Raw genomic sequence first — 22,921 nt, forward strand, 5'->3', positions numbered from 1 at the left:
CTGTTCCATCGCTGCAGACATGGTGTGTGCGGCGGAGCAAAAAAATCCCGGAGGTAATCATGAAATCGCTGATCGCAACGTTCGCTGCTGCTGCTGTCCTCGCCGTCCCCGCCGTCTCGTTCGCCCAACAGAACGCGCCCGTCACCCGTGCCCAGGTGAAGGCCGAACTGGTCCAGCTCCAACAGGCCGGCTACAAGCTGGGCAGCGACCGGACCAACTACCCGGAAGGCATCCAGGCTGCTGAAGCACGTGTGAACCCGCAACAGAACGTCGCCGCCGCCGACACGACCGGCTACGGCGCACAACCGGCCGCCGGCCAGGAATCGGGCGTACCGGCTGCCGCCAAGACCGGCTGGCAAGTCAAGCGTATCGCTGACGGCGCACCGGTCTACAAGGGTCGTTAATGGTACGGCCGCGCTGGCGACCCGATCCGACCCCCTGTAGTACAACAGCCCGTCGTTCCGCATAACGGAACGACGGGCTGTTTTCATTGGCGGCGCGCAATGCGCCAGCATTCAGTGTAGCGGGCGTCTGCCGCGCCCGATATCGCGGAACAGTGCTTCCGCCGGTTCCAGCACCTGCAGCCACGTTTCGTCGTAACCGCTCAGCGTGTCGAGCGCGTCGCGCAGCCGTTCGATCGCGAGGACCGGCAGCTCGACGCTGTGGCGCGTGGCGCCGGTCAGGTGCGTGACGCTCGCCAGCTGGACGAGGGCATCGGCCGCTTCGGCGACGTCGGTCGCGAACAGCAGGTGCCGGTTGAGCAATTCGACCAGACCGCTGGAACCGGCGAAATCGTCGGCGTCGAGCTGCACGGAAAGAAACGTCGCGTTATTCATTGTCATGCTCCTCGTTGTCGTTGGATCGCGCTGCGCATCACCGAGTATAGGCGGCGATCGAAGCGGACAATATGACGCCGCCGATCCGGCCGCCGCCGGGGGCGCCTCCGCGAAAAACCGCAAGCGGCCACCGGGCGGCCCGCCCGGCACGGCTCACAGGCCGCCGGGGGCCCGCGCGACGCCGCAAGATTGTTTCCGGATCGGGCAACTGTCGGGGCCCTGACCGCGACAAATGGTATCTTTGCCGATCGGGACGATGCGAAAAAGGGCCGGTGAGCGCTTCGCACCCACGTTCCGCTGTGGAAACTGACGGCCGCGAAAGCGGTCGGATACTGATTGATCCGGCCGTTCGGCCGGACATCGTGCGTCGCGCGCCGGGGGGCGGTGGGCGGCGCAACGACGCAAATCCGGGAGGACCCTTGAGAGAAACTATTCCCATCCACGACGCGCTCACGCGCTGGCTGCCGCAGGCGGCGCTCGTCGCCGCGGCCATTGCGCTGGCGGGCTGCACGATGACGCCGTGGACCGACAGCTGGCAGCCCACGCGCCAGCCGGCGCCCACGTCGGCGGCGACGCCGGGCGTGATTGCCGGTTATTACCGCGTGAACCCGGGCGATACGCTGGCGGGCATCGCGAACGCCTACGGGCAGCGCGTGCAGGACGTCGCCAACTGGAACCGCATGGCGCCCACGGACGCCGTGTCGCCGGGCCAGGTTCTGCGGGTCGCGCCGCCGCAGGCCGCGACCTCGTACGGGCAACCGCCCGCGGCCGCCGCCCAGCCGGGCTCGCTCGCATGGCCGGCCACGGGCGTCGTCGCGGCGCCGTTCTCGGCCGGCAAGACGCGCGGCGTCGTGATCGCCGCATCCGGGCCCGACCATTCGGTGCGGGCCGCGGCAAACGGGCGCGTCGTGTACGCCGGCTCCGGCGTCAAGGCATACGGTCCGCTCGTGATCCTGAAGCACGACAACGGGCTCATCACGGCCTACGGGCACAACGGCAAGCTGCTCGTCAACGAAGGCGACGCGGTGCGTCAGGGCCAGCCGGTCGCCGAAATGGGCATCGACGCGAGCGGTCGCTCGACGTTCGAGTTCGAAGTCCGCCAGAACGGCAAGGTCGTCGATCCGATGAACTTCCTGCCGCGCAACGGCGGCTGATCGTCGGTATCGCCACGTGTGCGCCGGCCGGCGCACACGTTCCCGCCTCTTTCACCTTCCCGCCTTCATCCTTCCTTAAGCGTCGCGCTGCCAGACTGTCTCGCATGATTACCGAGCCAGCAAATGCACAACGCGAGCGCCGCCGCGCCGAGCGCGATCAGCGAACACTGGATCGCGACGGGCAGGTAGCCGTGCGGCCGCGGATCGACGAACGGGTAGGGGTACCAGTTCTCCACCGCGCCGCGCACGAGCGTATAGCCGAGATAGACGACCGGAAAGCCGAGCCACGCGAACGCACTGCGGCGCGGAATCGGCGAGCGCGGTTCGACATACAGCCAGTCGCACAGCATCACGACCGGCACGATCCGGTGCAATACCCAGTTGTTGAACGCCGGCGTGACGTGGAGCAGCGCATCGAGCCGCGCAAGCAGCAACTCGTAGACGATCGCGGTGATCAGCACGTACAGCACGGCCGCGCCGCGCATCGATTCGTAGCGGGCAGAGCCGGGGCGCGCGATGCGCCACAGCCCCGCGGCCAGTATCGCGGCCGCGTAGAGGCTGCTCAGTTGCGTGAAGTAGCTGAGGTAGTTGCCGAGATGGAAGCTTGGCAGGCGCCAGTAGTCGGCGACGCTGTGCAGCGTGGTGGACACCGCGAGCAATGCGGCGATCAGCCGGTAGGCCGCAACGAAGAACGCTTTGCTCATGATGCCCGCGCGCCGTCGCACCAAAGCTTCATCGTGCCACAGCCGCCCGGGCGCGCGATGCGGATTTTCCATAGGACGCGCCGACGCGCGGCGCGCGCCGACGATTCATCGGATATTTGACCGCGCCGTGCAAGACCGGACGCCCGTGCGGCTACAATCGCCACAGCTTTGCCGGGCGCCGATCGTTTGCAGTAGGCGCCCCTTCCCGAATACGACACGAGACGAAGCATGAAAAACATCCTCGCAAAACAGACGCGCTACAGCTCGCCCGCGATCTTCTTCCACTGGGCCATCTTCCTGTTGGTCGCGCTGGCCTACCTGGCCATCGAGATCCGCGGACCGAAGGGCAGCGACAGCCGGGCGTTCTGGATGAACGTGCACCTGACGGCCGGTACGTTCGTCCTCGTGCTGTCGGTGCTGCGCGTGCTGTGGCGCGTCGTCAGCCGCGTGCCGGAACCGATTCCGCAGACGACGCTGCTGCGCTGGCTGTCGAAGCTCGCGCATTTTGCGCTTTACGCGTTCATCATCGCGCAGCCGCTGCTCGGCATCATGACGATCAACATGGGCGGCAAGCCGGTGTCGCTCGACTGGCTCGGCGTGTCGTTCACGCTGTTCGGCCCCGACAAGGCGCTGCGGCCCACGATCAAGGAGGTGCACGAGCTGATCGGCAATGCGTTCTACTTCGTGATCGGCCTGCATGCGCTGGCCGCGCTCTACCATCATTTCATCCGGCGCGACGACGTGCTGCGGCGCATGGTTCCCTGATCGTCCGGCTGCCGGCACGTGCAGCACGCGGGGGCGCATGGTTGTGTCGACAACCATGCGCCCCCGGTTCGTTTACCGTGCGTCCGCACTGGTCATCACGTTGAACATTCTGTAACATCGCGGCTGTTTTTTTACATTCCGCTGACTCGTTGCCGTACATGCTGCACCGACATCGTCACCTGACTGCCTGGCTTGGCCTGCTCGCGATCTGGATCGCGATCGCGGCGCCGCTGGTGTCGCAGTGGCGTATCGCACAGACGGCCACGCCCGAGGCGATCGTCTGCAGTACGGAGCATGCTGCGCATCGTTCGTCCGATGCGCGCGGCATGCAAGATCATGCGCTGCATCTCGACGCATGCGGCTACTGCGGCTTCTTCGCGCATAGCCTGGCCATCGGCGCGCCTGCCGCCGTGTCGGTCGGCTCCATTCCCGTCGTTTCCGTTTCCGCCGCCGCGTCGCCTGCCGTCGCGGCACGCGGCGACCACTATCCGCGCGCCTATCCGCGCGCACCGCCCGAGCGCGCCTGACGCGTTTCTTCCGTTCTTATCACCGCCACTATCCGTGCGGCCCGTCGAGGCCGCGTGGAGGGTGTCACTCGGGCTTTCGATCATGACCAATTCCCAGTTGCGTGCGCCGCGGGCGCTACGCAATGCCGGTGTGCGGCCTCTGCCGCGCATGCTGAAACTCACCGTTCCCGCGCTCGCCGTCGGCGCGCTGGCCGCGAGCGCTGCCGCTGCCGACACCACGCGTGCTGAAGGTGCGCCGACGGGCGATGCGGCCATGCTGTTGCCGCCCGTCGAAGTCGTCGCGTCGCCGCTGTCGACGCCGCTCGTCGTCGTCACGGATCCGAAGGCGCCGCGCCAGCCGCTGCCCGCCAGCGACGGCGCCGATTACCTGAAGACGATTCCGGGCTTCACGTCGATCCGCAGCGGCGGCACGAACGGCGACCCCGTGCTGCGCGGGATGTTCGGATCGCGGCTGAACATCCTCGCGAACGGGATGCCGACGCTTGGCGCGTGCCCGAACCGGATGGATGCGCCGACGTCGTACATCGCGCCGGAAAGCTATGACAAGGTCACCGTCGTGAAGGGGCCGCAGACCGTGCTGTACGGTCCGGGCGCGTCGGCGGGCACCGTGCTGTTCGAACGCGTGACGCCGCGTTTCGAGCGACCCGGCATGCGCGTCGACGGCGGCCTCGTCGGCGGATCGTTCGGCCGCAACGACCAGAACGTCGACCTGACCGCCGGCACGCCGGACGTCTATGGCCGCGTCACCGCGAACCACGCGCATTCGCAGGACTACCAGGACGGCAACGGCAACACCGTGCCGTCGCAGTGGGACAAATGGAACGCCGATGCAGCGCTCGGCTGGACGCCCGACGACCATACGCGCGTCGAGCTGACCGCCGGCACCGGCGACGGCTATGCGCGCTATGCGGGCCGCGGAATGGACGGCGCGCATTTTCGCCGCGAGACGTTCGGGCTGTCGTTCGACAAGCGGCATCTGGGCGACGTGCTCGACCGGATCGAGGCGCGCGTGTACTACAACGAAGCCGATCACGTGATGGACAACTACACGTTGCGGCAGCCCGACCCGACGAGCAGCATGCCGATGCGCATGGCCGCGGACGTGCGGCGCCGCACGGTCGGCGCGCGTGCGTCCGCGACGTTGCGCTTCGGCGACGACGTCAAGCTCGTCACGGGTGTCGATGCGCAGTCGAACCGGCTCGATTCGCGTTCGTCGATGGGGTGGCAGAACTACCGCGACCAGCCGTGGGATGCGCAGGCGACGATGTGGAACGCGGGCGTGTTCGGCGAGCTGACGTGGTATGCGAGCGACGTCGCGCGCGTGATCGGCGGCGCGCGCGTCGACTATGCGAGCGCACGCGACAAGCGCGCGATGAAGCGCGGGATGATGACGAGCAAGCCGAATCCGACTTTCGACGACGATCGGACGAAGGTGCTGCCGAGCGGCTTCGTGCGCTACGAGCGCGATCTCGCGTCGCTGCCCGTCACGTGGTACGCGGGGATCGGCCACGCGGAGCGTTATCCGGACTACTGGGAACTGTTTTCCGCGACGCGCGGGCCGGCCGGTTCGGTCAACGCATTCTCGGCGGTGCAGCCGGAGAAGACCACCCAGCTCGACGTCGGCGCGCAATACAAGAGCGACCGGTTCGATGCGTGGGTGTCCGCGTACGCGGGCTACGTCCAGGACTTCATCCTGTTCAACTATGCGGCCGGCATGATGGGCCCGAGCACGCAGGCCACCAACGTCAACGCGCAGATCATGGGCGGCGAAGCCGGCGTGTCGTGGCGGCCGGTCGCGCCGCTGCGCGTCGAGACGTCGCTCGCGTATGCGTGGGGGCGCAACGTGGCGAACGGCGATCCGCTGCCGCAGATGCCGCCGCTCGAAGCGCGCATCGGGCTCGAATACACGCGCGGCGCATGGTCGGCGGGCGGGCTGTGGCGCGTCGTTGCGCCGCAGCATCGCTACGCGCCGAACGAGGGCAACGTGGTCGGCAAGGACTTCGGCCCGAGCGCCGGATTCGGCGTGTTGTCGCTGCATACGCAGTACAACGTCAGCAAGACCGTACAGATCTCGGTCGGCGTCGATAACGTGCTGAACAAGGCCTACACCGAGCATTTGAACCTCGCCGGCAATGCCGGATTCGGCTATCCGGCGAACGCGCCGGTCATGGAGCCGGGGCGTACCGCATGGGTGCGCGTGAGCGCGAAGCTGTAGCCCGGATCGCGCGTGTGCGTCGCAGCATGCGCGTGCCTGAACGCCGCACCGCCCGAACGGGCGGCGCGCGTCAACCGATTAGAGAGCCGTATCTAGTCGGGGCGCAAACGTTCGCGAGTCGTGCTTCACTCCCGCATTCGACCCACGCGGTGCGCGCAATGCGGCGTGCGTGTCGATCCGGTGTCATCCGCACCGGCAGCACAATAATCAGGAGAACATGCATGGCCAGATCGATGCGTTCAAGGGTAATGGCAGGGGCAGTGGCATGCGCGATGAGCGTCGCGCCGTTCGCGGCGACGACCGCGCTGACGACGCTCGCGACGACGCACACGGCGATGGCGGCAACCGCGCCCGCCGACGACTATGCGACGACGCGCTATCCGATCATTCTCGTGCACGGGCTGACCGGCACCGACAAGTATGCGGGCGTACTCGACTACTGGTACGGCATCCAGGAAGACTTGCAGCAGCATGGCGCGACCGTCTACGTCGCGAACCTGTCGGGCTTCCAGAGCGACGACGGCCCGAACGGGCGCGGCGAACAGCTGCTCGCTTACGTGAAGACGGTGCTCGCCGCGACCGGCGCGACCAAGGTCAATCTCGTCGGGCACAGCCAGGGCGGGCTGACGTCGCGCTATGTCGCGGCCGTCGCACCCGATCTCGTCGCGTCGGTGACGACGATCGGCACGCCGCATCGCGGCTCCGAGTTCGCCGACTTCGTGCAGGGCGTGCTCGCATACGATCCGACCGGGTTGTCGTCGACGGTGATCGCCGCGTTCGTCAATGTGTTCGGGATCCTGACGAGCAGCAGCCACAACACGAATCAGGACGCGCTCGCGTCACTGAAGACGCTGACGAGCGCGCAGGCCGCCATCTACAACCAGAACTATCCGAGCGCGGGCCTCGGCGCGCCCGGAAGCTGCCAGACCGGCGCACCGACCGAAACCGTCGGCGGCAACACGCATCTGCTGTATTCGTGGGCCGGCACGGCGATCCAGCCGACGCTTTCCGTGCTCGGCGTGACGGGCGCGACGGACACGAGCACGATTCCGGTCGTCGATCCGGCGAACGCGCTCGACCTGTCGACACTCGCGCTGCTTGGCACGGGCACGGTGATGATCAACCGAGGCTCGGGCCAGAACGACGGGCTCGTATCGAAGTGCAGCGCGCTGTACGGCAAGGTGCTGAGCACGAGCTACAAGTGGAACCACATCGACGAGATCAACCAGCTGCTCGGCGTGCGCGGCGCGTATGCGGAAGATCCGGTCGCGGTGATCCGCACGCATGCGAACCGGTTGAAACTCGCGGGCGTGTGATCGATGGCGGCACGTGAAGGGCGCGCGCCGCTGGCGCGGCGCGCGGCGATCTACGGTGTGGTGGGACTGGTGGCGATTGCCGGCGTCGCGATGTGGAGCGCTGCGGGATCGCATCGCGGCACGGGCGCCGCGGCTGACGTGCCGGATGCGGCCGCGACGGGCGGCGTGGCCGCCGCTGCGCCGCAGCCGGCCGTACCGGCCAGTGCGGGGTTGCCGACGTCGCTCGCCGGTTCCAGCGCGCCGCGCCTGCCGCTCGATGCGGGCGGCCATCTCGCGAAATCGCGCGCAGTGCGCGATTTCTTCGACTATTGCTTGACCGCGCAGAGCGATCTGAGCGCGGCCGCGCTCGATGCGTTCGTCGTACGCGAAATCGCCGCGCAGCTCGACGGTTCGGTCGCGCAGGCCGAGGCGCTCGACGTGTGGCGCCGGTACCGCGCGTATCTCGATGCGCTCGCCAAATTGAGCGATGCCGGTGCGGTCGACAAGGCTGACCTGGGCGCGTTGCAGCTCGCGCTCGACCAGCGCGCGTCGATCGCGTATCGCACGCTCGGCGACTGGAGCCAGCCGTTCTTCGGCGCGGAGCAGTGGCGTCAGCGCTATGACCTCGCGCGATTGAAGATTGCCCAGGATCGCTCATTGACCGACGCGCAGAAGGCCGAGCGGCTCGCGGCGCTCGAGCAGCAGATGCCGGCCGACGAACGCGCGGCGCGGCAGCAGGTGGACCGGCAGCGCGCCGCGATCGACCAGATCGCGCAATTGCAGAAGCGCGGCGCGACGCCCGACGCGATGCGCGCGCAATTGACGCAGACGCTCGGCCCCGAAGCCGCCGCGCGCGTCGCGCAGATGCAGCAGGACGATGCATCGTGGCAGAGCCGTTACTCGGACTACGCGGCGCAGCGTGTGCAGATCGAGTCGGCCGGCCTGTCGCCGCAGGATCGCGACGCGCAGATCGCCGCACTGCGGCAGCGTGTGTTCACGAAGCCCGGCGAAGCCGTGCGCGCGGCGTCGCTCGATCGCGGAGCGGGCAGCGCGCATTGACGAACCGGGCGCCGCCGTGTGCGGCAGGCTTCACGCGGCGCGTGTGACGTTCCGCGGCAGATGTTGCTCGATGGTATCGGCGAGCGTGTCGAACGCGGGGCGGATGCCTTCGTGCGCGACGCATGCATAGCCGAGCAACAAACCCTGCCGCGCGGTATCGAGGTTGCTGTAGTAGCTGGTGAGCGGGCGCACGATCACGCCCGCGTCGAATGCGCTCTGCGTGACCGCGCGATCGTCGCACGCGTCGGGCAGGCCGAGCACCAGATGCAGGCCGGCCTCGTCGCCCATCACCGGCAGCGCGTCGCCGAAGCGCGCGCGGATCGCGTCGATCATCAGTTGCCGGCGCTCGCCGTACAGCGTGCGCATTCGTCTGACGTGCGAAGTGAGGTGGCCGTCCATGATGAATTCGGCGAGCACGGCCTGCTGCATCAGCTGGCCTTCCCGATACAGCTCCGACAGCCCGGTGCGGAAGGTGTCGACCAGATGCTCGGGTACGACCATGTAGCCCATCCGCAACCCCGGGAACAGCATCTTGCCGAGACTGCCGACATAGATCACGCGGCCACCCTCGTCGAGCCCCTGCAGCGACGCGAGCGGGCGGCTGCCGTAACGGAATTCGCTGTCGTAGTCGTCCTCGATGATCCAGCAGCGGTGCTGGCGCGCATATTCGAGCAGCATGCGGCGCCGCGCGAGGCTCATCACCATCCCGAGCGGGTACTGATGCGACGGCGTGACGAGCACGAGCCGCGGCGGATGCTGCATGTCGCTCGCGCGCGGGTCGAGCCCTTCCTGGTCGACCGGCACCGGCGCGAGCGTGAGGCCGGCCGCCTGCAGCACGCTGCGCACGCCCCAGTAGCACGGTTCCTCGACCCACGCGCGATCGCCGATGTCGGACAGCAGCCGCACCGCGAGATCGATCGACTGATGAATACCGGTCGTGATGATCACCTGGTCCGGCGAGCATTTGACCGAGCGCGCGACGCGCAGGTAGTCGGCGAGCGCGCGCCGCAGCGGTCGGTAGCCGCCGCCCGGCGCATAGGTCAGCAGTTCCGGATTGGCCTCCTTCCACAGCCGCGCCTGCAGCCGGCTCCACGTGCGGCTCGGGAATTCCGCCACGTCCGGCACGCCCGGCATGAACGCCCCCCACTGGCGCCGCGACACGCCCGCATGCTCGACCAGTTGCCGCCCGCGCATCGACAGGCTGCCCTGTGCGTCGGGCGGCGGCAGTTCGTCGGCGGCCGACGGCGGCGGCGCGGCGCCCGGCACACGGATCGCCGCGGCGTCCGGCCGCGTGTCGGCCACGTAGGTGCCGCTGCCGGTCGTCGTCAGCACGTAGCCTTCGGCCGTCAACTGGTCGTACACGTGCAGCACCGTATTGCGCGCGATCGACAGGTCGCCCGCGAGCGTGCGCGAACTCGGCAGCTTTGTGCCGGGCCCCAATTCCCCGGTCAGGATGGCCTGCTGCATCAGTTGCAGCAGTTGCCGGTACATCGGTTCGGGCGAGTTGCGGTCCAGACGGGCGGACAGCCAGTCGGCGAGGATCACGGTATCCAAAGTGGTCCTACTAGGAATATTGAAATGGTTCCCTAGTATAGAACCGTGCGGGCCGTATAGTCGGTCCATCTCACAAGAAAACGCCGGGCCGCCCCAAGTTTTCTTGACCCCTCGGGGGGCCTGGCGCGCAGCGACAGGTTGGGGCGTTCATAAACGTTTTGTTGCGCAGCAAGGGGACAGCCACGATGAAGTCCGATGATGTGATCGTCAGCTTTCGCGGCGTGCGGAAGACCTACGACGGCGAGACGCTGGTCGTCAAATCGCTCGACCTCGACATCCACCGAGGGGAATTCCTGACGCTGCTCGGGCCGTCCGGCTCGGGCAAGACGACCTGCCTGATGATGCTCGCCGGCTTCGAATTCCCGACCGGCGGCGAGATCCGCCTCGACGGCGAGCTGCTGAACAACGTGCCGCCGCACAAGCGCAACATCGGCATGGTGTTCCAGAACTACGCGCTGTTTCCGCACCTGACGGTCGAGCAGAACGTCGCGTATCCGCTGACGGTGCGCAAGCTGCCGCCCGCCGAGCGCGCGGAGCGCGTCGCGCATGCGCTGAAGATGGTGCAGATGGAACGCTTCGCGAAACGCTATCCGGCGCAACTGTCGGGCGGCCAGCAGCAGCGCATCGCGCTGGCCCGCGCGCTCGTGTTCGAGCCGAAGCTGGTGCTGATGGACGAGCCGCTCGGCGCGCTCGACAAGCAGCTGCGCGAACACATGCAGTACGAACTGAAGGCGCTGCACGAAAAGCTCGGCGTGACCTTCGTGTACGTGACCCACGACCAGGGCGAGGCGTTGACGATGTCCGATCGCGTCGCCGTGTTCGACAAGGGCATCGTGCAGCAGCTCGACACCGTCGACCGCCTGTACGAATCGCCATGCAACGAATTCGTCGCGAACTTCATCGGCGACAGCAACCGGCTGCGCGGCACCATCGCGCGCGTCGACGGCGAATTCTGCGAATTCCGGCTCGACGACGGCACAAAGCTCGTCGGCCGCCATATCGGCGAAGCCGCCGAAGGCGCATCGGCCGTCGCGTGCATCCGCCCCGAGCGCATGAGTCTTGCCACACACGGCGCGAACGGCGCGAATGGCGCCGCCGCCAATTGCGTGAGCGGAGAGGCGCGCAGCCTCATCTATTTCGGCGATCACGTGCGCATGCGCTGCGCACTGCCGGGCCAGGACGAATGCTTCGTGAAGGTGCCGCTCGGCACCGGCGCGCTCGACGCGTTCTCGCCCGGCGCACCGGTCTCGCTTGCGTTCTCGCCCGAACACCTGCGCGTGTTCGCGTGAGCATGGTTTACCCGGTTTTCCGCAGCACGTCGTCAACAACAAAGCCTACTTCCACCACGAGAGGAGAGGAACCATCATGAAACGAGCAAGCTTTACCGCCCGCCGCACGGCGCTCGCGCTGGCACTGGTCGCGTTCGGTGCATCGGCCACCGCTGCCGAGCTCACGGTCGTCAACTTCGGCGGCGCGAACGGCGACGCGCAGAAGGTCGCGTTCAACCAGCCGTTCGAGAAGGCGACCGGCAACAAGGTCACGGCCGTCGAGTACAACGGCGAGCAGGCGAAGGTGAAGGCGATGGTCGAGGCGAAGCACGTCAACTGGGACGTGGTCGAAGTCGAATCGGGCGACCTGAACCGCGGCTGCGACGAAGGGCTGTACGAGAAGCTCGACTGGTCGAAGATCGCGAAGAAATCCGACCTGATTCCGGAAGCGCCGCAGGTGTGCGGCGTGGGCTTCTTCGTGTGGTCGACCGCACTGTCGTACAACGCGGACAAGCTGAAGTCGGCGCCGACCGGCTGGGCCGATTTCTGGAACGTGAAGAAATTCCCCGGCAAGCGCGGGATGCGCAAGGGCGCGCGGTACAACCTCGAATTCGCGCTGATGGCCGACGGCGTCGCGACGAAGGACGTCTACAAGGTGCTCGGCACGAAGGCCGGCCAGGATCGCGCGTTCAAGAAGCTCGACGAGCTGAAGCCGTACATCCAGTGGTGGGAAGCGGGCGCGCAGCCGCCGCAGTTCCTGGTGGCCGGCGACGTCGTGATGTCGACCGCGTACAACGGCCGCATCGACGCCGCGCAGAAGGAAGGCAAGAACCTGAAGGTCGTGTGGAACGGCAGCATCTACGACCTCGACTACTGGGCGATTCCGAAGGGCTCGCCGAACAAGGCGCTGGCCGAGCAGTACATCGCTTACTCGCTGACGCCGAAGCCGCAGCAGGCGTATGCGCAGCACATCGCGTACGGCCCGACGAACGTCGCCGCGATCAAGTCGCTCGACGCGAAGACGCTCGCCAACTTGCCGAACTCGCCGGCCAACGGCAAGAACGCGGTACTGGAGGACATCGGCTTCTGGACCGACCACAGCGACGAGCTCGAACAGCGCTTCGCCGCGTGGGCAACGAAGTAACCGGTCAGGCATCCTCACGGGTGTCGTGATGCAACCGGCCGCGCGACGCGTCGATCGCGTCGCGCGGCATTCCGCCGGAACGTGCCCGGCCGGAGAAAACCGTTGGATACGATGACGATCGCGCCTTCCTCGCCGTCGACCGCCGCGCTCAAGCGCGAGCTGAAGGCCGCCGAGTCCCGCAAGCGCACGATGGCGCTGCTGCTGATCGCGCCGCTCGCGATTTTCCTGCTGCTGATTTTCGTCGTGCCGATCGGCACGCTGCTCACGCGCGCGGTGCAGAACCCGGAGATCGCGACCGCGTTGCCGAACACGGTCGCCGCGTTGTCGGGCTGGGACCGCAAGACGCCGCCGGCGGATGCGGCCTATGTCGCGCTCGCGGCCGACATGACGAAGGTGGCCGACAGCGAGGCGATGGGCGCGCTCGCGCGGCGCCTGAACACCGAGATTCCCGGCTATCGCTCGCTCGTCGCGAAGACGGCGCGTGCGATGCCGCTGAAGGGCGACGGTAACGCGGGCGACGCGGCGCTGACGCCCGCGCAGACCCGCGCGAAATTCATCGATCTCGATGCGCGCTGGGGCGACGTCGCATACTGGCAGTCGATCGCGAAGAACGGCAGCCAGGTGTCGCCGTTCTACCTGCTCGCCGCGCTCGATCACAAGCAGGACGGCTTCGGCCATATCGTGCAGGCCGATCCCGACCAGTCGATCTACCTCGCGATCTTCGGGCGCACGTTCGTGATCGGCGTGGCCGTCACGCTGTTCGCGCTGCTGCTCGGCTATCCGCTCGCGTACTGGATCTCGACGCTGTCGGAACGGCGCGCGAACCTCGTGATGATCCTCGTGCTGATTCCGTTCTGGACATCGGTGCTCGTGCGCGTCGCCGCATGGATCGTGCTGCTTCAAAGCGAAGGGCTCATCAACACGGCGCTGCTCGGCAGCGGGCTGATCTCGCATCCGCTGACGCTGCTGTTCAACCGCGTCGGCGTGTACATCTCGATGACGCACATCCTGCTGCCGTTCATGATCCTGCCGCTCTACAGCGTGATGAAGTCGATCCCGCCGACCTATCAGCGCGCGGCGGTGTCGCTCGGCAGCCATCCGTTCGCCGCGTTCTGGCGCGTGTACGTGCCGCAGACCTATCCGGGCGTCGGCGCGGGCGCGCTGCTCGTGTTCATCCTCGCGATCGGCTACTACATCACGCCCGCGCTGCTCGGCGGGCCGAACGACCAGATGGTCAGCTACTACGTCGCGTACTTCACGAACGTGACGATCAACTGGGGCATGGCGTGTGCGCTCGGCGGGCTGCTGCTCGCGGCGACGCTCGTGCTGTATGCGGTGTACGGGCGCTTCACGCGCACCAACGTGAGCCTCGGCTGAGCGCCGGGCACAGGGAAACGGGAAGGGGATGCCGATCATGAAACTCGCCAGGCCGCTGTTCGCGCCGCACATGTCGTTCGTCGAGCGCGCGTGGTACGTCGCGCTGCGCGTGCTCGTCGTGCTGACGCTGCTGTACCTGATCCTGCCGGTGCTCGCGATCGTGCCGCTGTCGTTCTCGTCGAGCACGTTCCTCGTCTATCCGATCCCGGGCTTCTCGATGCGCTGGTACGAGAACCTGCTCGCCTCGGACGAGTGGCGGATGGCCGCGAAGAACAGCTTCATCGTCGCGCCGTCGGCGACCGTCGTCGCGACCGTGCTCGGCACGCTCGCGGCCATCGGCCTGACGAAAGCCGACTTCCGCGGCAAGGGGCTGCTGATGGCCGTACTGTTGTCGCCGATGATCGTGCCCGTCGTCGTGGTCGGCGTCGGCATGTACCTGTTCTTCGCACCGCTCGGGCTCGCGAATACCTACACGGGGCTGATCGCCGCGCACGCGGCGCTTGGCGTGCCGTTCGTCGTGACGACGGTGGCCGCGACGCTGCAGGGCTTCAACCATAACCTCGTGCGCGCGAGCCTGTCGCTCGGCGCGAATCCGGTCACGACCTTCTTCCGCGTGACGCTGCCGGTGATCGCGCCGGGCGTGATGTCGGGCGCGCTGTTCGCGTTCGCGACGTCGTTCGACGAAGTGGTCGTCACGCTGTTCCTCGCGGGCGCCGACCAGACGACGCTGCCGCGCCAGATGTTCACGGGCATCCGCGAAAACATCAGTCCGACGATCGCTGCGCTCGCAACGATCCTGATCATCTTCTCGACGAGCCTGCTGCTCGCGCTCGAATGGCTGCGCGGCCGCAATGCGCGGCGTGCGGTGTCGTAAATAGCGGCGGCCCGCCGAACGCCGTCCGGCAGGCCGCGAGCCCGCCGATCGTTGCTTCTTCGATGATGCCGCGTGCGCGGCGCGGCGTGCCGAAGCTTTCGTTTCGCTGACTGACGAAGCGCTCGCCTGCACGTTCGATACGGCTCTGCAACAATACGGGTCGCGGTGCCGCGCACTCCATCGCTGCTGCACGGAGCATCCGGTGCCGCGCCGCTCAATCCGCGGCGCCACGCGTCGCTCGTCAGCCGAGCCCATCTTGTCCGAATTCGCTTCCCCCGCCGGCGCGCGCGAGCCGGCCGTCAACTGGCGCGCGATGGCCGCCGTGCTGCTGGCCGTCGCGCTCGCGACGCTCGACACCGCGATCGCGAACACCGCGCTGCCCGCCATCGCGACCGACCTGCATGCGTCGCCGGCCGCGTCCGTGTGGATCATCAACGCGTACCAGCTCGCGATGGTCGCGACGCTGCTGCCGTTCGCGTCGCTCGGCGACATCGTCGGCCACAAGCGCGTGTATGTCGCCGGGCTGGCGGTGTTCACGCTGGCGTCGCTCGGATGTTCGCTCGCGGCGACGCTGCCGATGCTGACGGCCGCGCGCATCGTGCAGGGCTTCGGCGCGAGCGCGATCATGAGCGTCAACGTCGCGCTGATCCGCGGCCTGTTTCCCGCGCACCGGCTCGGGCGCGGCGTCGGCTTCAACGCGCTCGTCGTCGGTGTGTCGTTCGCGGTGGGGCCGACGATCGCGTCGCTGATCCTGTCGGTGGCCGCGTGGCCGTGGCTGTTCGCGGTGAACGTGCCGCTCGGCGTGTTCGCGCTCGCGGTGGCGATTCCGTCGCTGCCGCAGACGGCGCGCGGCAAGCATGCGTTCGATCCGGTGGCCGCGCTGTTCAACGTGATCACGTTCGCGTCGCTGATTTTCGCGCTCGGCGAATTCGCGCAGCGCGGGCCGCTGTCGGTCGTGTTCGCGGCGGCCGCGGTGGCATTCGCATTCGGCTGGCTGCTGATCCGCCGCCAGGCCGGGCATCCGGCGCCGATGCTGCCGGTCGACCTGTTCCGCCGGCCCGTGTTCACGCTGTCCGCGCTGACTGCCGTGTGCGCGTTCGCCGCGCAGGGACTCGCGTTCGTGTCGCTGCCGTTCTATTTCGAAACCGTCCTGCATCGCAACGCGGTCGAGACGGGATTCCTGATGACGCCGTGGTCGGCGATCGTCGCGCTCGCCGCGCCGATCGCGGGGCGGCTGTCGGATCGTTACCCGCCCGGATTGCTCGGCGCGATCGGCCTGGCGTTGCTGAGTGCGGGCATGGTGTCGCTTGCCGCGCTGCCGGCGTCGCCGGGCGTCGTCGACATCGGCTGGCGGATGATGCTGTGCGGCGCGGGCTTCGGCTTCTTCCAGTCGCCGAACCTGAAGGCGCTGATGTCGAGCGCGCCGCCCGAGCGCAGCGGCGGCGCGAGCGGGATCATCGCGACCGCGCGGCTGATCGGTCAGGCGACGGGCGCGGCGCTGGTGGCGCTGTCGTTCGGGATCGCGGGCCGCCACGGGCCGACGCTTGCGTTGATGCTCGGTGCGGGTTTCGCGGGCGCGGCGAGCGTCGCGAGCGGGCTGCGGCTGTTCGCGCCGTCGCATCGGGCCGGCGCGCCGGTCGTGTCGGAACGCGTGGAGGAACCGGCGACGGAGTAGCGTGCGGGACGATCACAACCGGTGCGCGGCAAGCCATCGCCGCGCGCCGGTCTTCATGCATCGCTCAGAACCCGCCCGACTTGATCAACTGGTTGAGGTTCGCGATGTTCAGGCTGCCGAAGCCGGTCGTCAGATCCCAGCCGGTGCCGGCCTTGTAGCCATACCCCTGGTAGCCGTTGTTACCCGACACGACGTCATAGCGCACGAGCGACGGATGCGACGGAATGTCCGCATAGAAGTTGGCGGCCGGGAAGCCGAGACCCGTGCCGTTCGCCGCGAGCAGGCGTGCCCAGAAGCCCGTGAAGATCGGCGCGGCGAGGCTCGTGCCGCCGATCTGTTGCAACTGGCCGTAGTTGTAGATGTACGCGCCCGTGCTTTGCGCGGCATCGAACGCGACGTCCGGCAACTGGCGATTGCTGCCCGACTGCCACGACGGCGCGGGCAGGATCGTGCTGACGCCGCCGCCCGTCGCCCACAGCTTGCCGTTCGAATCGAGCCCTTCGTTCCACACCGTCTCGTTCGAGAACGCGCCGGCCGACGTCGTGTAGAGCGTCGTGCCGCCGATCGCGAGCACGTGCGGCGACGAAGCCGGCCACGATACCGTGTAGTTCGAGCCGTCCGGATAGCCGCGGTTGTTGCACTCGTACACGCCTTCGTCGCCCGACGATACCGAGAACGTCTGGCCTTGCGCGGCTGCCGTCGTGAAGATCTGCTCCTCGGCGTCGAGCGTGCCGTCCGCGTCCGCATCGGTTTCGCACCAGCCGAGCGACACGTTGATCACCTTCGCGGTGTTGTCCGACACCGCGCGGTTGAACGCCTGCGTGAGGCCCGTGTTGCCGGCGGCGTTGAGATCCGCCATGTAGAACACGAGCTTGCCGACCTGGCCGCCGGCCGAGCCCACGATCGACTGGCTGTCGAGATCCCATTCGCCCTGGCCGTCCTGATCGTCGCTGTAGCTGCCGCCCGTGCCGTTGGTCTTGACGGTCTGAGTGGTGACCGTGCCGTAGCCGTTGCTCGACGTGAACTGCTTCAGGTCCTGCAGCGTTTGCGATACGCCGCCGATCGTGATGATGCCGACGGTCACGCCGGCCGCGGTCGGCACGCCGGTCGCGTTGTAGAGGCCCGGAAATTCCTTCGGATAGTGGCCCGTCGCCGTACCGGCCGCGAGCGCCTGCGGCTTCGCCACGTTGCCGATGCGCAGCATCGGCCGCGCCCGCGCGACACTTTGCAGCCCGAGCACCGAGCCGACCACGTCGCCGAGCGCGCGCGGCACTTGCGCGGTCGACGTATTGGCGAAGCCCGAACGGCCCGCGTACTCGAAGTGCACGAGCGACGTGTTGAACGCGGCCTTCACCGTGCCGGCCGTGCCGCTGGCGGAGACCAGCAGCCGGTTCGGCGCGACCTCGACATTCGTGAAGCCGCTCTTGTGCAGATAATCGACGACCGACTTCACCTGCGCGTCGGTCGGCGCGTAGTTCGCGAGGAACTGCTCGTGCGTCAGGTACTGGCGGTAATGCGCGCTGCCGGGCCGGTTCACGTCGCGCGCCAGTTGCTTGAGCTGCGCGGCGTTGCGCAGCTTCAGGCTGACGACGACGTTGGTCGTTTCACCGGCTGCCAGTTCGAGCGACGGCGCCGCACTGCGCGCCATCAACTGCGGGCCGGTCAGAAAGGCCTTCGTATGAGTATCGACCCAATCCGTCGCCGCGTGCGCCGCTGCGGCGGCGAACACGAGCGGTGCCACGCACGCGAGGCGGCGGGGCGACGGAAGGGGAAGGGCAAACCAGGCGTTCCTTTTCATCGGGAGTCCTTTTTAGGAGAGGCGACGTTACTGGAACCCCCGGCCCTTGTGGGGCCGCGAGCGGTGACGAGCGTAGGGCGTCGGTGCCGTTCGGGTAGCTGCCATTTTCCATAGCTGTCAGTTCTGACAACGGAAGGCATGACTGCATGCACGGCGTCGGACGCGCCGGCAATGGCGGAGCCGATGCGCGGAACCGGTTCGCGGTACGACGGCGCGACAACGCGCGTCGCTCACACGCACGACTCGTTCGTTGCGGCAGCGGAATGTGCGCGGTCGTGGAAGGAAGGGGCGCGTGGATGCATGGCGTTTGCGTGTCAATGGCGACACGCCGTATCGCACTATGTGGTCATTGGAAGCGACTCGTCAGGAACGGTTGCGCGCATGCACAACAACGGGGCCGGGGGAGCTCGGACGTTTCCCGAACTGTGGAACAGCGCATCGGCCAGTCTTGCAGGCCGCTTTCGGATCGCGCGGCGGCATCGCGGATTAGAGGAAATGCTCGAATCGGGCGTCGACGAGAGCCGGTGCGACGCACGCGCCGGTCGCTCGGGATCGGGCCACGTCATTCATGAAATCCCGCCTTGACGCGTGCCGATCAGCGCATATCCTTCAATCCATAACCATAAGGTTATGGATTGAAGGATATGCAAAACGCTCAGGACACGCTTTTCCGGACACTCGCCGACCCCACGCGCCGCGCGCTTTTCGAGCGGCTCTGCGCGGAGGGCGAGCTGACGGTTGCCGCGCTGACCGCCCATGCGGGCGTGTCGCAGCCGGCGGTATCGAAGCATTTGGGCGTACTGAAGCAAGCCGGGCTCGTGAACGACCGTCACGAAGGCCGGCAGACGCACTACAGCGCACAGCCGCAGGCGCTGGCCCCGCTGATCGACTGGACGAGCCAGATGGCAGGCTTCTGGCAGAACCGGTTCGATGCCCTCGAAGATCTGCTCAAAAGGATGGATCAGTAATGAACCAAGCCACTACCGAAACGCGCTCCGTCGTCGTCGACCGCGAGCTGCCGCATCCGCCGGAGAAGATCTGGCGTGCGCTCACGCAACCGCACCTGATCGAGGCGTGGCTGATGAAGAGCGACTTCGAGCCCGTCGCGGGCCGTGCATTCACCTTTCGCGCGGACTGGGGCTCGGTCGACTGCACGGTCCTCGCGATCGAGCCGCACCGTACGCTGTCCTATTCGTGGGCGGCCCACGGCCTCGAAAGCGTCGTCACGTGGACGCTCACGCCGACGCCGGCCGGCACGCACCTGCGCATGGAGCAGGTCGGCTTCCGCCCCGACCAGGAGCAGGCGTACCGCGGCGCGCAGTATGGCTGGGTACGGTTTTTCGAGTCGCTCGAACAGGTGTTGTCGCGTCCTGACACGCAAACGGAGGCCCGCGCATGAGTGCAACGGAGCTGCAACCGTCCGAGCGCATCGACGCACTGATCGCCGGCATCACCGACTGGCGCCGCAAGACGTTCGCCGAGCTTCGCCAGACGATCCTCGCGGCCGACGAAGGCATCGTCGAGGAATGGAAGTGGATGGGCAGCCCCGTGTGGTCGTGCGACGGGATGATCGCGGTTGCGAATGCGCACAAGGGCAAGGTGAAGCTGACGTTCATGCACGGTGCGAAACTGCCCGATCCCGACCAGTTGTTCAACGATGGTCTCGAAGGCAATGCGCGGCGCGCGATCGATTTCTTCGAAGGCGACAAGATCGACAAGCGGGCGTTGAAGCACCTCGTGCGCGCGGCGATCGAATACAACCGCACGCATCTGAAGAAGAACGCACGAGGGGCCGCCGCGAAGGCGCGCGGCGACAAGGCGGCGTAAGGCCGCATCAAGCACAGGCGAAAAAAAGCCCGACACGAGGTCGGGCATCCAAATCGGCCGCAACCGCCCGCGAGGCGGCTGCGGCACCTGCAAAAGCCGCGCGCTTACGCTGCGAGCAGCGAGCGCAGCACGAACGGCAGGATCCCGCCGTGCTTGTAGTAGTCGACTTCGATCGGCGTATCGATGCGCAGCAGCACCGGCACGCGTTGCGTTTCGCCGTTCTTGCGGTGAATCACGAGCGTGACGTCCTGCTGCGGCTTGAAGTCGTCGCCGAGGCCTTCGATGTCGTACGTCTCTTCACCGGTGATGCCGAGCGACTGGACGCTGTCCGAGCCCTTGAACTGCAGCGGCAGCACGCCCATGCCGACCAGGTTCGAGCGGTGGATCCGCTCGAAGCTGCGTGCGATCACGGCCTTCACGCCGAGCAGCTGCGTGCCCTTCGCGGCCCAGTCGCGCGACGAGCCCGTGCCGTATTCTTCGCCCGCGAACACGACGGTCGGCGTGCCGGCGGCCACGTACTGCATCGCTGCATCATAGATCGACTGCTGTTCGCCGCTCGGCTGGTGGATCGTCAGGCCGCCTTCGACGCGCGTGCCGTCCGCCTTCGCCGGGATCATCAGGTTCTTGATCCGGACGTTCGCGAACGTGCCGCGCATCATCACGTCGTGGTTGCCGCGGCGCGAGCCGTAGCTGTTGAAGTCGGCCTTCTGCACGCCGTTTTCCTTCAGCCACTTGCCTGCCGGCGAGTCTTCCTTGATCGAGCCTGCCGGGCTGATGTGGTCGGTCGTGACCGAATCGCCGAAGATGCCCAGTGCGCGCGCGCCCTTGACCGTCGGGATCGACGCGGCCGGTTCCATCGAGAAGTCGTTGCCGAAGAACGGCGGCTCGGCGATGTACGTCGACTTCGGCCAGTCGTAGACCTCGCCCGTCTCGCCTTCGATCTTGCTCCAGAGGTCGCCCTTCTTGGTCAGCTTCGAGTAGTTGTCCTCGAACTTCTTCGGATCGAGCGCGAACTTGAGCAGCGCGTGGATCTCTTCGCTGGTCGGCCAGATGTCGCCGAGGTAGATGTCGCGGCCGCCCTTGCCCTTGCCGACCGGTTCGGTCATCAGGTCGCGCGTGATGTTGCCGGCGATCGCGTACGCGACGACGAGCGGCGGCGACGCGAGGAAGTTCGCGCGGATGTTCGGGTGGATACGCGCTTCGAAGTTACGGTTGCCCGACAGCACGGCCGCCGCGACGATGTCGTTCTTCGTGATCGCTTCGTTCAGCTCCGGCGTCAGGTCGCCCGCGTTGCCGATACAGGTCGTGCAGCCGTACGCCGCGACTTCGAAGCCGAGCTTCGACAGGTAGGGCAGCAGGCCCGTCTTCGTCAGGTACTCGGTGACGATGCGCGATCCCGGCGCGAGCGAGGTCTTGATCTTCGGATCGACCGTGAGGCCGGCCTCGACCGCCTTCTTCGCGAGCAGGCCGGCGGCCAGCAGCACGCTCGGGTTCGACGTGTTCGTGCACGACGTGATCGCGGCGATCAGGATGTCGCCGTTCTTCACGTCGACGCCGTTGCTCGTCGTGTATTGCACGGTCAGGTCTTCCGCCTTCTTCGCGAAGCCGTTTTCCGCGACCGGCTTCGAGAACAGGTCGGTGAACGTCGACTTGACGTTGCCGATCTCGATCCGGTCCTGCGGGCGCTTCGGGCCGGCCAGCGACGGCGCGACCGTCGTCAGATCCAGCGTCACGACCTTCGTGTAGTCGATGTCGCCGGCCTTCGGGATGCCGAACAGGTTCTGCGCCTTGAAGTAGTTTTCGAACGCGGCGATTTCGGCCTTCGTGCGGCCCGTGCCTTCGAAGTAGTCGATCGTCTTTTCGTCGACGGGGAAGAAGCCCATCGTCGCGCCGTATTCCGGCGCCATGTTGCCGATCGTCGCGCGGTCCGGCAGCGACAGCGAGCGCGTGCCTTCGCCGAAGAATTCGACGAACTTGCCGACGACCTTCTCCTTGCGCAGCATTTCGGTGATCGTCAGCACCAGGTCGGTGGCCGTCACGCCTTCGCGCAGCTTGCCTTTCAGCTCGACGCCGACGACGTCCGGCGTCAGGAAGTACACCGGCTGGCCGAGCATGCCGGCTTCGGCCTCGATGCCGCCCACGCCCCAGCCGACCACGCCGATGCCGTTGATCATCGTCGTGTGGCTGTCCGTACCCACGAGGGTGTCCGGGTAGTACACGGTGTCGGCGCCGTCGGTCTTCTTGTGGACGCCGCGCGCCAGATACTCGAGGTTCACCTGGTGGACGATGCCCACGCCCGGCGGCACGACCTTGAACGTGTCGAACGCCTGCATGCCCCACTTCATGAACTGGTAGCGCTCGTTGTTGCGCTGGAATTCCAGCTTCATGTTCAGGTCGAGCGCGTCCTTCTGGCGGAAGTAGTCGATCTGGACCGAGTGGTCGACGACGAGATCGACCGGGACCAGCGGTTCGATCTTCTTCGGGTTCTTGCCCGTGCGCTCCGCGACGCCGCGCATGGCCGCGATGTCGGCGAGCAGCGGCACGCCCGTGAAATCCTGCAGCACGACGCGCGACACGACGAACGGGATCTCGTCGACGCGCTTCGCGGTCGGCTTCCAGTTCGCGAGCTGCTCGATGTGCTCCTCGGTGATCTTCTTGCCGTCGTAGTTGCGCAGCACGGACTCGAGCACGATGCGGATCGACACCGGCAGGCGTTCGATCTTCGTCTTCAGTTCCTTGCCGAGCTGCGGCAGCGAGTAGAACTTGCCTTTGCCGGAACCGCTGTCGAATTCCTTGAGGGTCTTGTGGAGATTGTGGGCCATGGTGATTTTCCTGGGTTTAAGGCTAGG

20 protein-coding genes are annotated in these 22,921 nt (G+C 67.1%); 15 read left to right on the plus strand and 5 right to left on the minus strand.

The annotated features are described in order from the left end of the window. The first annotated feature begins 59 nt into the window (after positions 1–59). Complete coding sequence (locus CFB81_RS19110) at positions 60–404, plus strand: DUF4148 domain-containing protein (RefSeq protein WP_069618486.1); 345 nt, start codon at positions 60–62, stop codon at positions 402–404. Between the two features lie 111 nt (positions 405–515). Here CFB81_RS19110 and CFB81_RS19115 read toward each other — a convergent pair whose 3' ends face one another. After that, the gene (locus CFB81_RS19115; RefSeq protein WP_011694691.1) at positions 516–836 is read right to left on the minus strand and encodes a hypothetical protein; all 321 of its coding nucleotides are present in this window, start codon (positions 834–836) and stop codon (positions 516–518) included. A gap of 419 nt (positions 837–1,255) precedes the next feature. Here CFB81_RS19115 and CFB81_RS19120 point away from each other — a divergent pair, with 419 nt between their 5' ends. Continuing rightward, positions 1,256–1,990, plus strand: a complete 735-nt coding sequence (locus CFB81_RS19120) for a M23 family metallopeptidase (protein ID WP_069618485.1) — start codon at positions 1,256–1,258, stop codon at positions 1,988–1,990. 65 nt (positions 1,991–2,055) lie between these two features. Here the strand turns inward: CFB81_RS19120 and CFB81_RS19125 are convergent, their stop codons facing one another. Further along, positions 2,056–2,694: a Pr6Pr family membrane protein gene (locus CFB81_RS19125; protein WP_089437062.1), complete on the minus strand. Its 639-nt coding sequence runs from the start codon at positions 2,692–2,694 to the stop codon at positions 2,056–2,058. Between the two features lie 228 nt (positions 2,695–2,922). Here CFB81_RS19125 and CFB81_RS19130 point away from each other — a divergent pair, with 228 nt between their 5' ends. The 5 genes from CFB81_RS19130 (at position 2,923) to CFB81_RS19155 (ending at position 8,555) form a co-directional block, all read left to right on the plus strand. Then, positions 2,923–3,459 (plus strand): cytochrome b, encoded by a 537-nt coding sequence (locus CFB81_RS19130; protein ID WP_089436179.1) that lies wholly within the window; start codon positions 2,923–2,925, stop codon positions 3,457–3,459. Between the two features lie 158 nt (positions 3,460–3,617). Then, positions 3,618–3,986 (plus strand): DUF2946 domain-containing protein, encoded by a 369-nt coding sequence (locus CFB81_RS19135; protein ID WP_089436180.1) that lies wholly within the window; start codon positions 3,618–3,620, stop codon positions 3,984–3,986. Positions 3,987–4,068: 82 nt separating this feature from the next. Next, a complete protein-coding gene (locus CFB81_RS19145; RefSeq protein WP_089436181.1) occupies positions 4,069–6,201 on the plus strand; it encodes a TonB-dependent copper receptor in 2,133 nt (710 codons plus the stop codon). Positions 6,202–6,422: 221 nt separating this feature from the next. Beyond that, a complete protein-coding gene (locus CFB81_RS19150; protein ID WP_089436182.1) occupies positions 6,423–7,517 on the plus strand; it encodes a triacylglycerol lipase in 1,095 nt (364 codons plus the stop codon). A gap of 3 nt (positions 7,518–7,520) precedes the next feature. Further along, entirely contained in the window at positions 7,521–8,555 is a 1,035-nt protein-coding gene (locus CFB81_RS19155; protein WP_089436183.1) for a lipase secretion chaperone, read from the plus strand. Positions 8,556–8,585: 30 nt separating this feature from the next. Here CFB81_RS19155 and CFB81_RS19160 read toward each other — a convergent pair whose 3' ends face one another. Beyond that, the gene (locus CFB81_RS19160; RefSeq protein WP_089436184.1) at positions 8,586–10,109 is read right to left on the minus strand and encodes a PLP-dependent aminotransferase family protein; all 1,524 of its coding nucleotides are present in this window, start codon (positions 10,107–10,109) and stop codon (positions 8,586–8,588) included. Positions 10,110–10,294: 185 nt separating this feature from the next. Here CFB81_RS19160 and CFB81_RS19165 point away from each other — a divergent pair, with 185 nt between their 5' ends. The 5 genes from CFB81_RS19165 (at position 10,295) to CFB81_RS19185 (ending at position 16,447) form a co-directional block, all read left to right on the plus strand. Further along, positions 10,295–11,398, plus strand: a complete 1,104-nt coding sequence (locus CFB81_RS19165; protein ID WP_089436185.1) for an ABC transporter ATP-binding protein — start codon at positions 10,295–10,297, stop codon at positions 11,396–11,398. A gap of 76 nt (positions 11,399–11,474) precedes the next feature. Next, complete coding sequence (locus CFB81_RS19170; protein WP_089436186.1) at positions 11,475–12,521, plus strand: ABC transporter substrate-binding protein; 1,047 nt, start codon at positions 11,475–11,477, stop codon at positions 12,519–12,521. 111 nt (positions 12,522–12,632) lie between these two features. Then, complete coding sequence (locus tag CFB81_RS19175) at positions 12,633–13,898, plus strand: ABC transporter permease (protein WP_069618665.1); 1,266 nt, start codon at positions 12,633–12,635, stop codon at positions 13,896–13,898. A 37-nt stretch (positions 13,899–13,935) separates the two neighbouring features. Next, positions 13,936–14,772, plus strand: a complete 837-nt coding sequence (locus CFB81_RS19180) for an ABC transporter permease (protein ID WP_089437063.1) — start codon at positions 13,936–13,938, stop codon at positions 14,770–14,772. A gap of 256 nt (positions 14,773–15,028) precedes the next feature. Then, on the plus strand, positions 15,029–16,447 hold the full coding sequence (locus CFB81_RS19185; protein WP_089436188.1) for an MFS transporter: 1,419 nt from the start codon (positions 15,029–15,031) through the stop codon (positions 16,445–16,447). 64 nt (positions 16,448–16,511) lie between these two features. On the opposite strand, the gene CFB81_RS19190 is transcribed toward CFB81_RS19185, so the two are convergent. Further along, a complete protein-coding gene (locus tag CFB81_RS19190; RefSeq protein WP_089436189.1) occupies positions 16,512–18,245 on the minus strand; it encodes a protease pro-enzyme activation domain-containing protein in 1,734 nt (577 codons plus the stop codon). A 644-nt stretch (positions 18,246–18,889) separates the two neighbouring features. On the opposite strand from CFB81_RS19190, the gene CFB81_RS19200 reads away from it, so the two are divergent. Genes CFB81_RS19200 through CFB81_RS19210 form a run of 3 tightly spaced genes read left to right on the plus strand, consistent with a single transcriptional unit; the run spans position 18,890 to position 20,072 of the window. Then, positions 18,890–19,213: a helix-turn-helix transcriptional regulator gene (locus tag CFB81_RS19200; RefSeq protein ID WP_059837851.1), complete on the plus strand. Its 324-nt coding sequence runs from the start codon at positions 18,890–18,892 to the stop codon at positions 19,211–19,213. Further along, complete coding sequence (locus CFB81_RS19205; protein WP_089436190.1) at positions 19,213–19,644, plus strand: SRPBCC domain-containing protein; 432 nt, start codon at positions 19,213–19,215, stop codon at positions 19,642–19,644. The genes CFB81_RS19200 and CFB81_RS19205 overlap by 1 nt, the downstream gene beginning before the upstream one ends. Next, positions 19,641–20,072, plus strand: a complete 432-nt coding sequence (locus CFB81_RS19210) for a DUF1801 domain-containing protein (RefSeq protein WP_089436191.1) — start codon at positions 19,641–19,643, stop codon at positions 20,070–20,072. Before CFB81_RS19205 ends, CFB81_RS19210 begins: the two co-directional genes overlap by 4 nt. A 104-nt stretch (positions 20,073–20,176) precedes the next feature. Here the strand turns inward: CFB81_RS19210 and acnA are convergent, their stop codons facing one another. Then, positions 20,177–22,894 carry an aconitate hydratase AcnA gene (gene acnA, locus CFB81_RS19215; protein ID WP_089436192.1) on the minus strand — a complete coding sequence of 906 codons (2,718 nt, stop codon included), beginning with the start codon at positions 22,892–22,894 and terminating at the stop codon, positions 20,177–20,179. Between the last annotated feature and the right edge of the window lie 27 nt (positions 22,895–22,921).

It is taken from the genome of Burkholderia sp. AU28863 (assembly GCF_002223195.1).
GTDB lineage: Bacteria > Pseudomonadota > Gammaproteobacteria > Burkholderiales > Burkholderiaceae > Burkholderia > Burkholderia sola.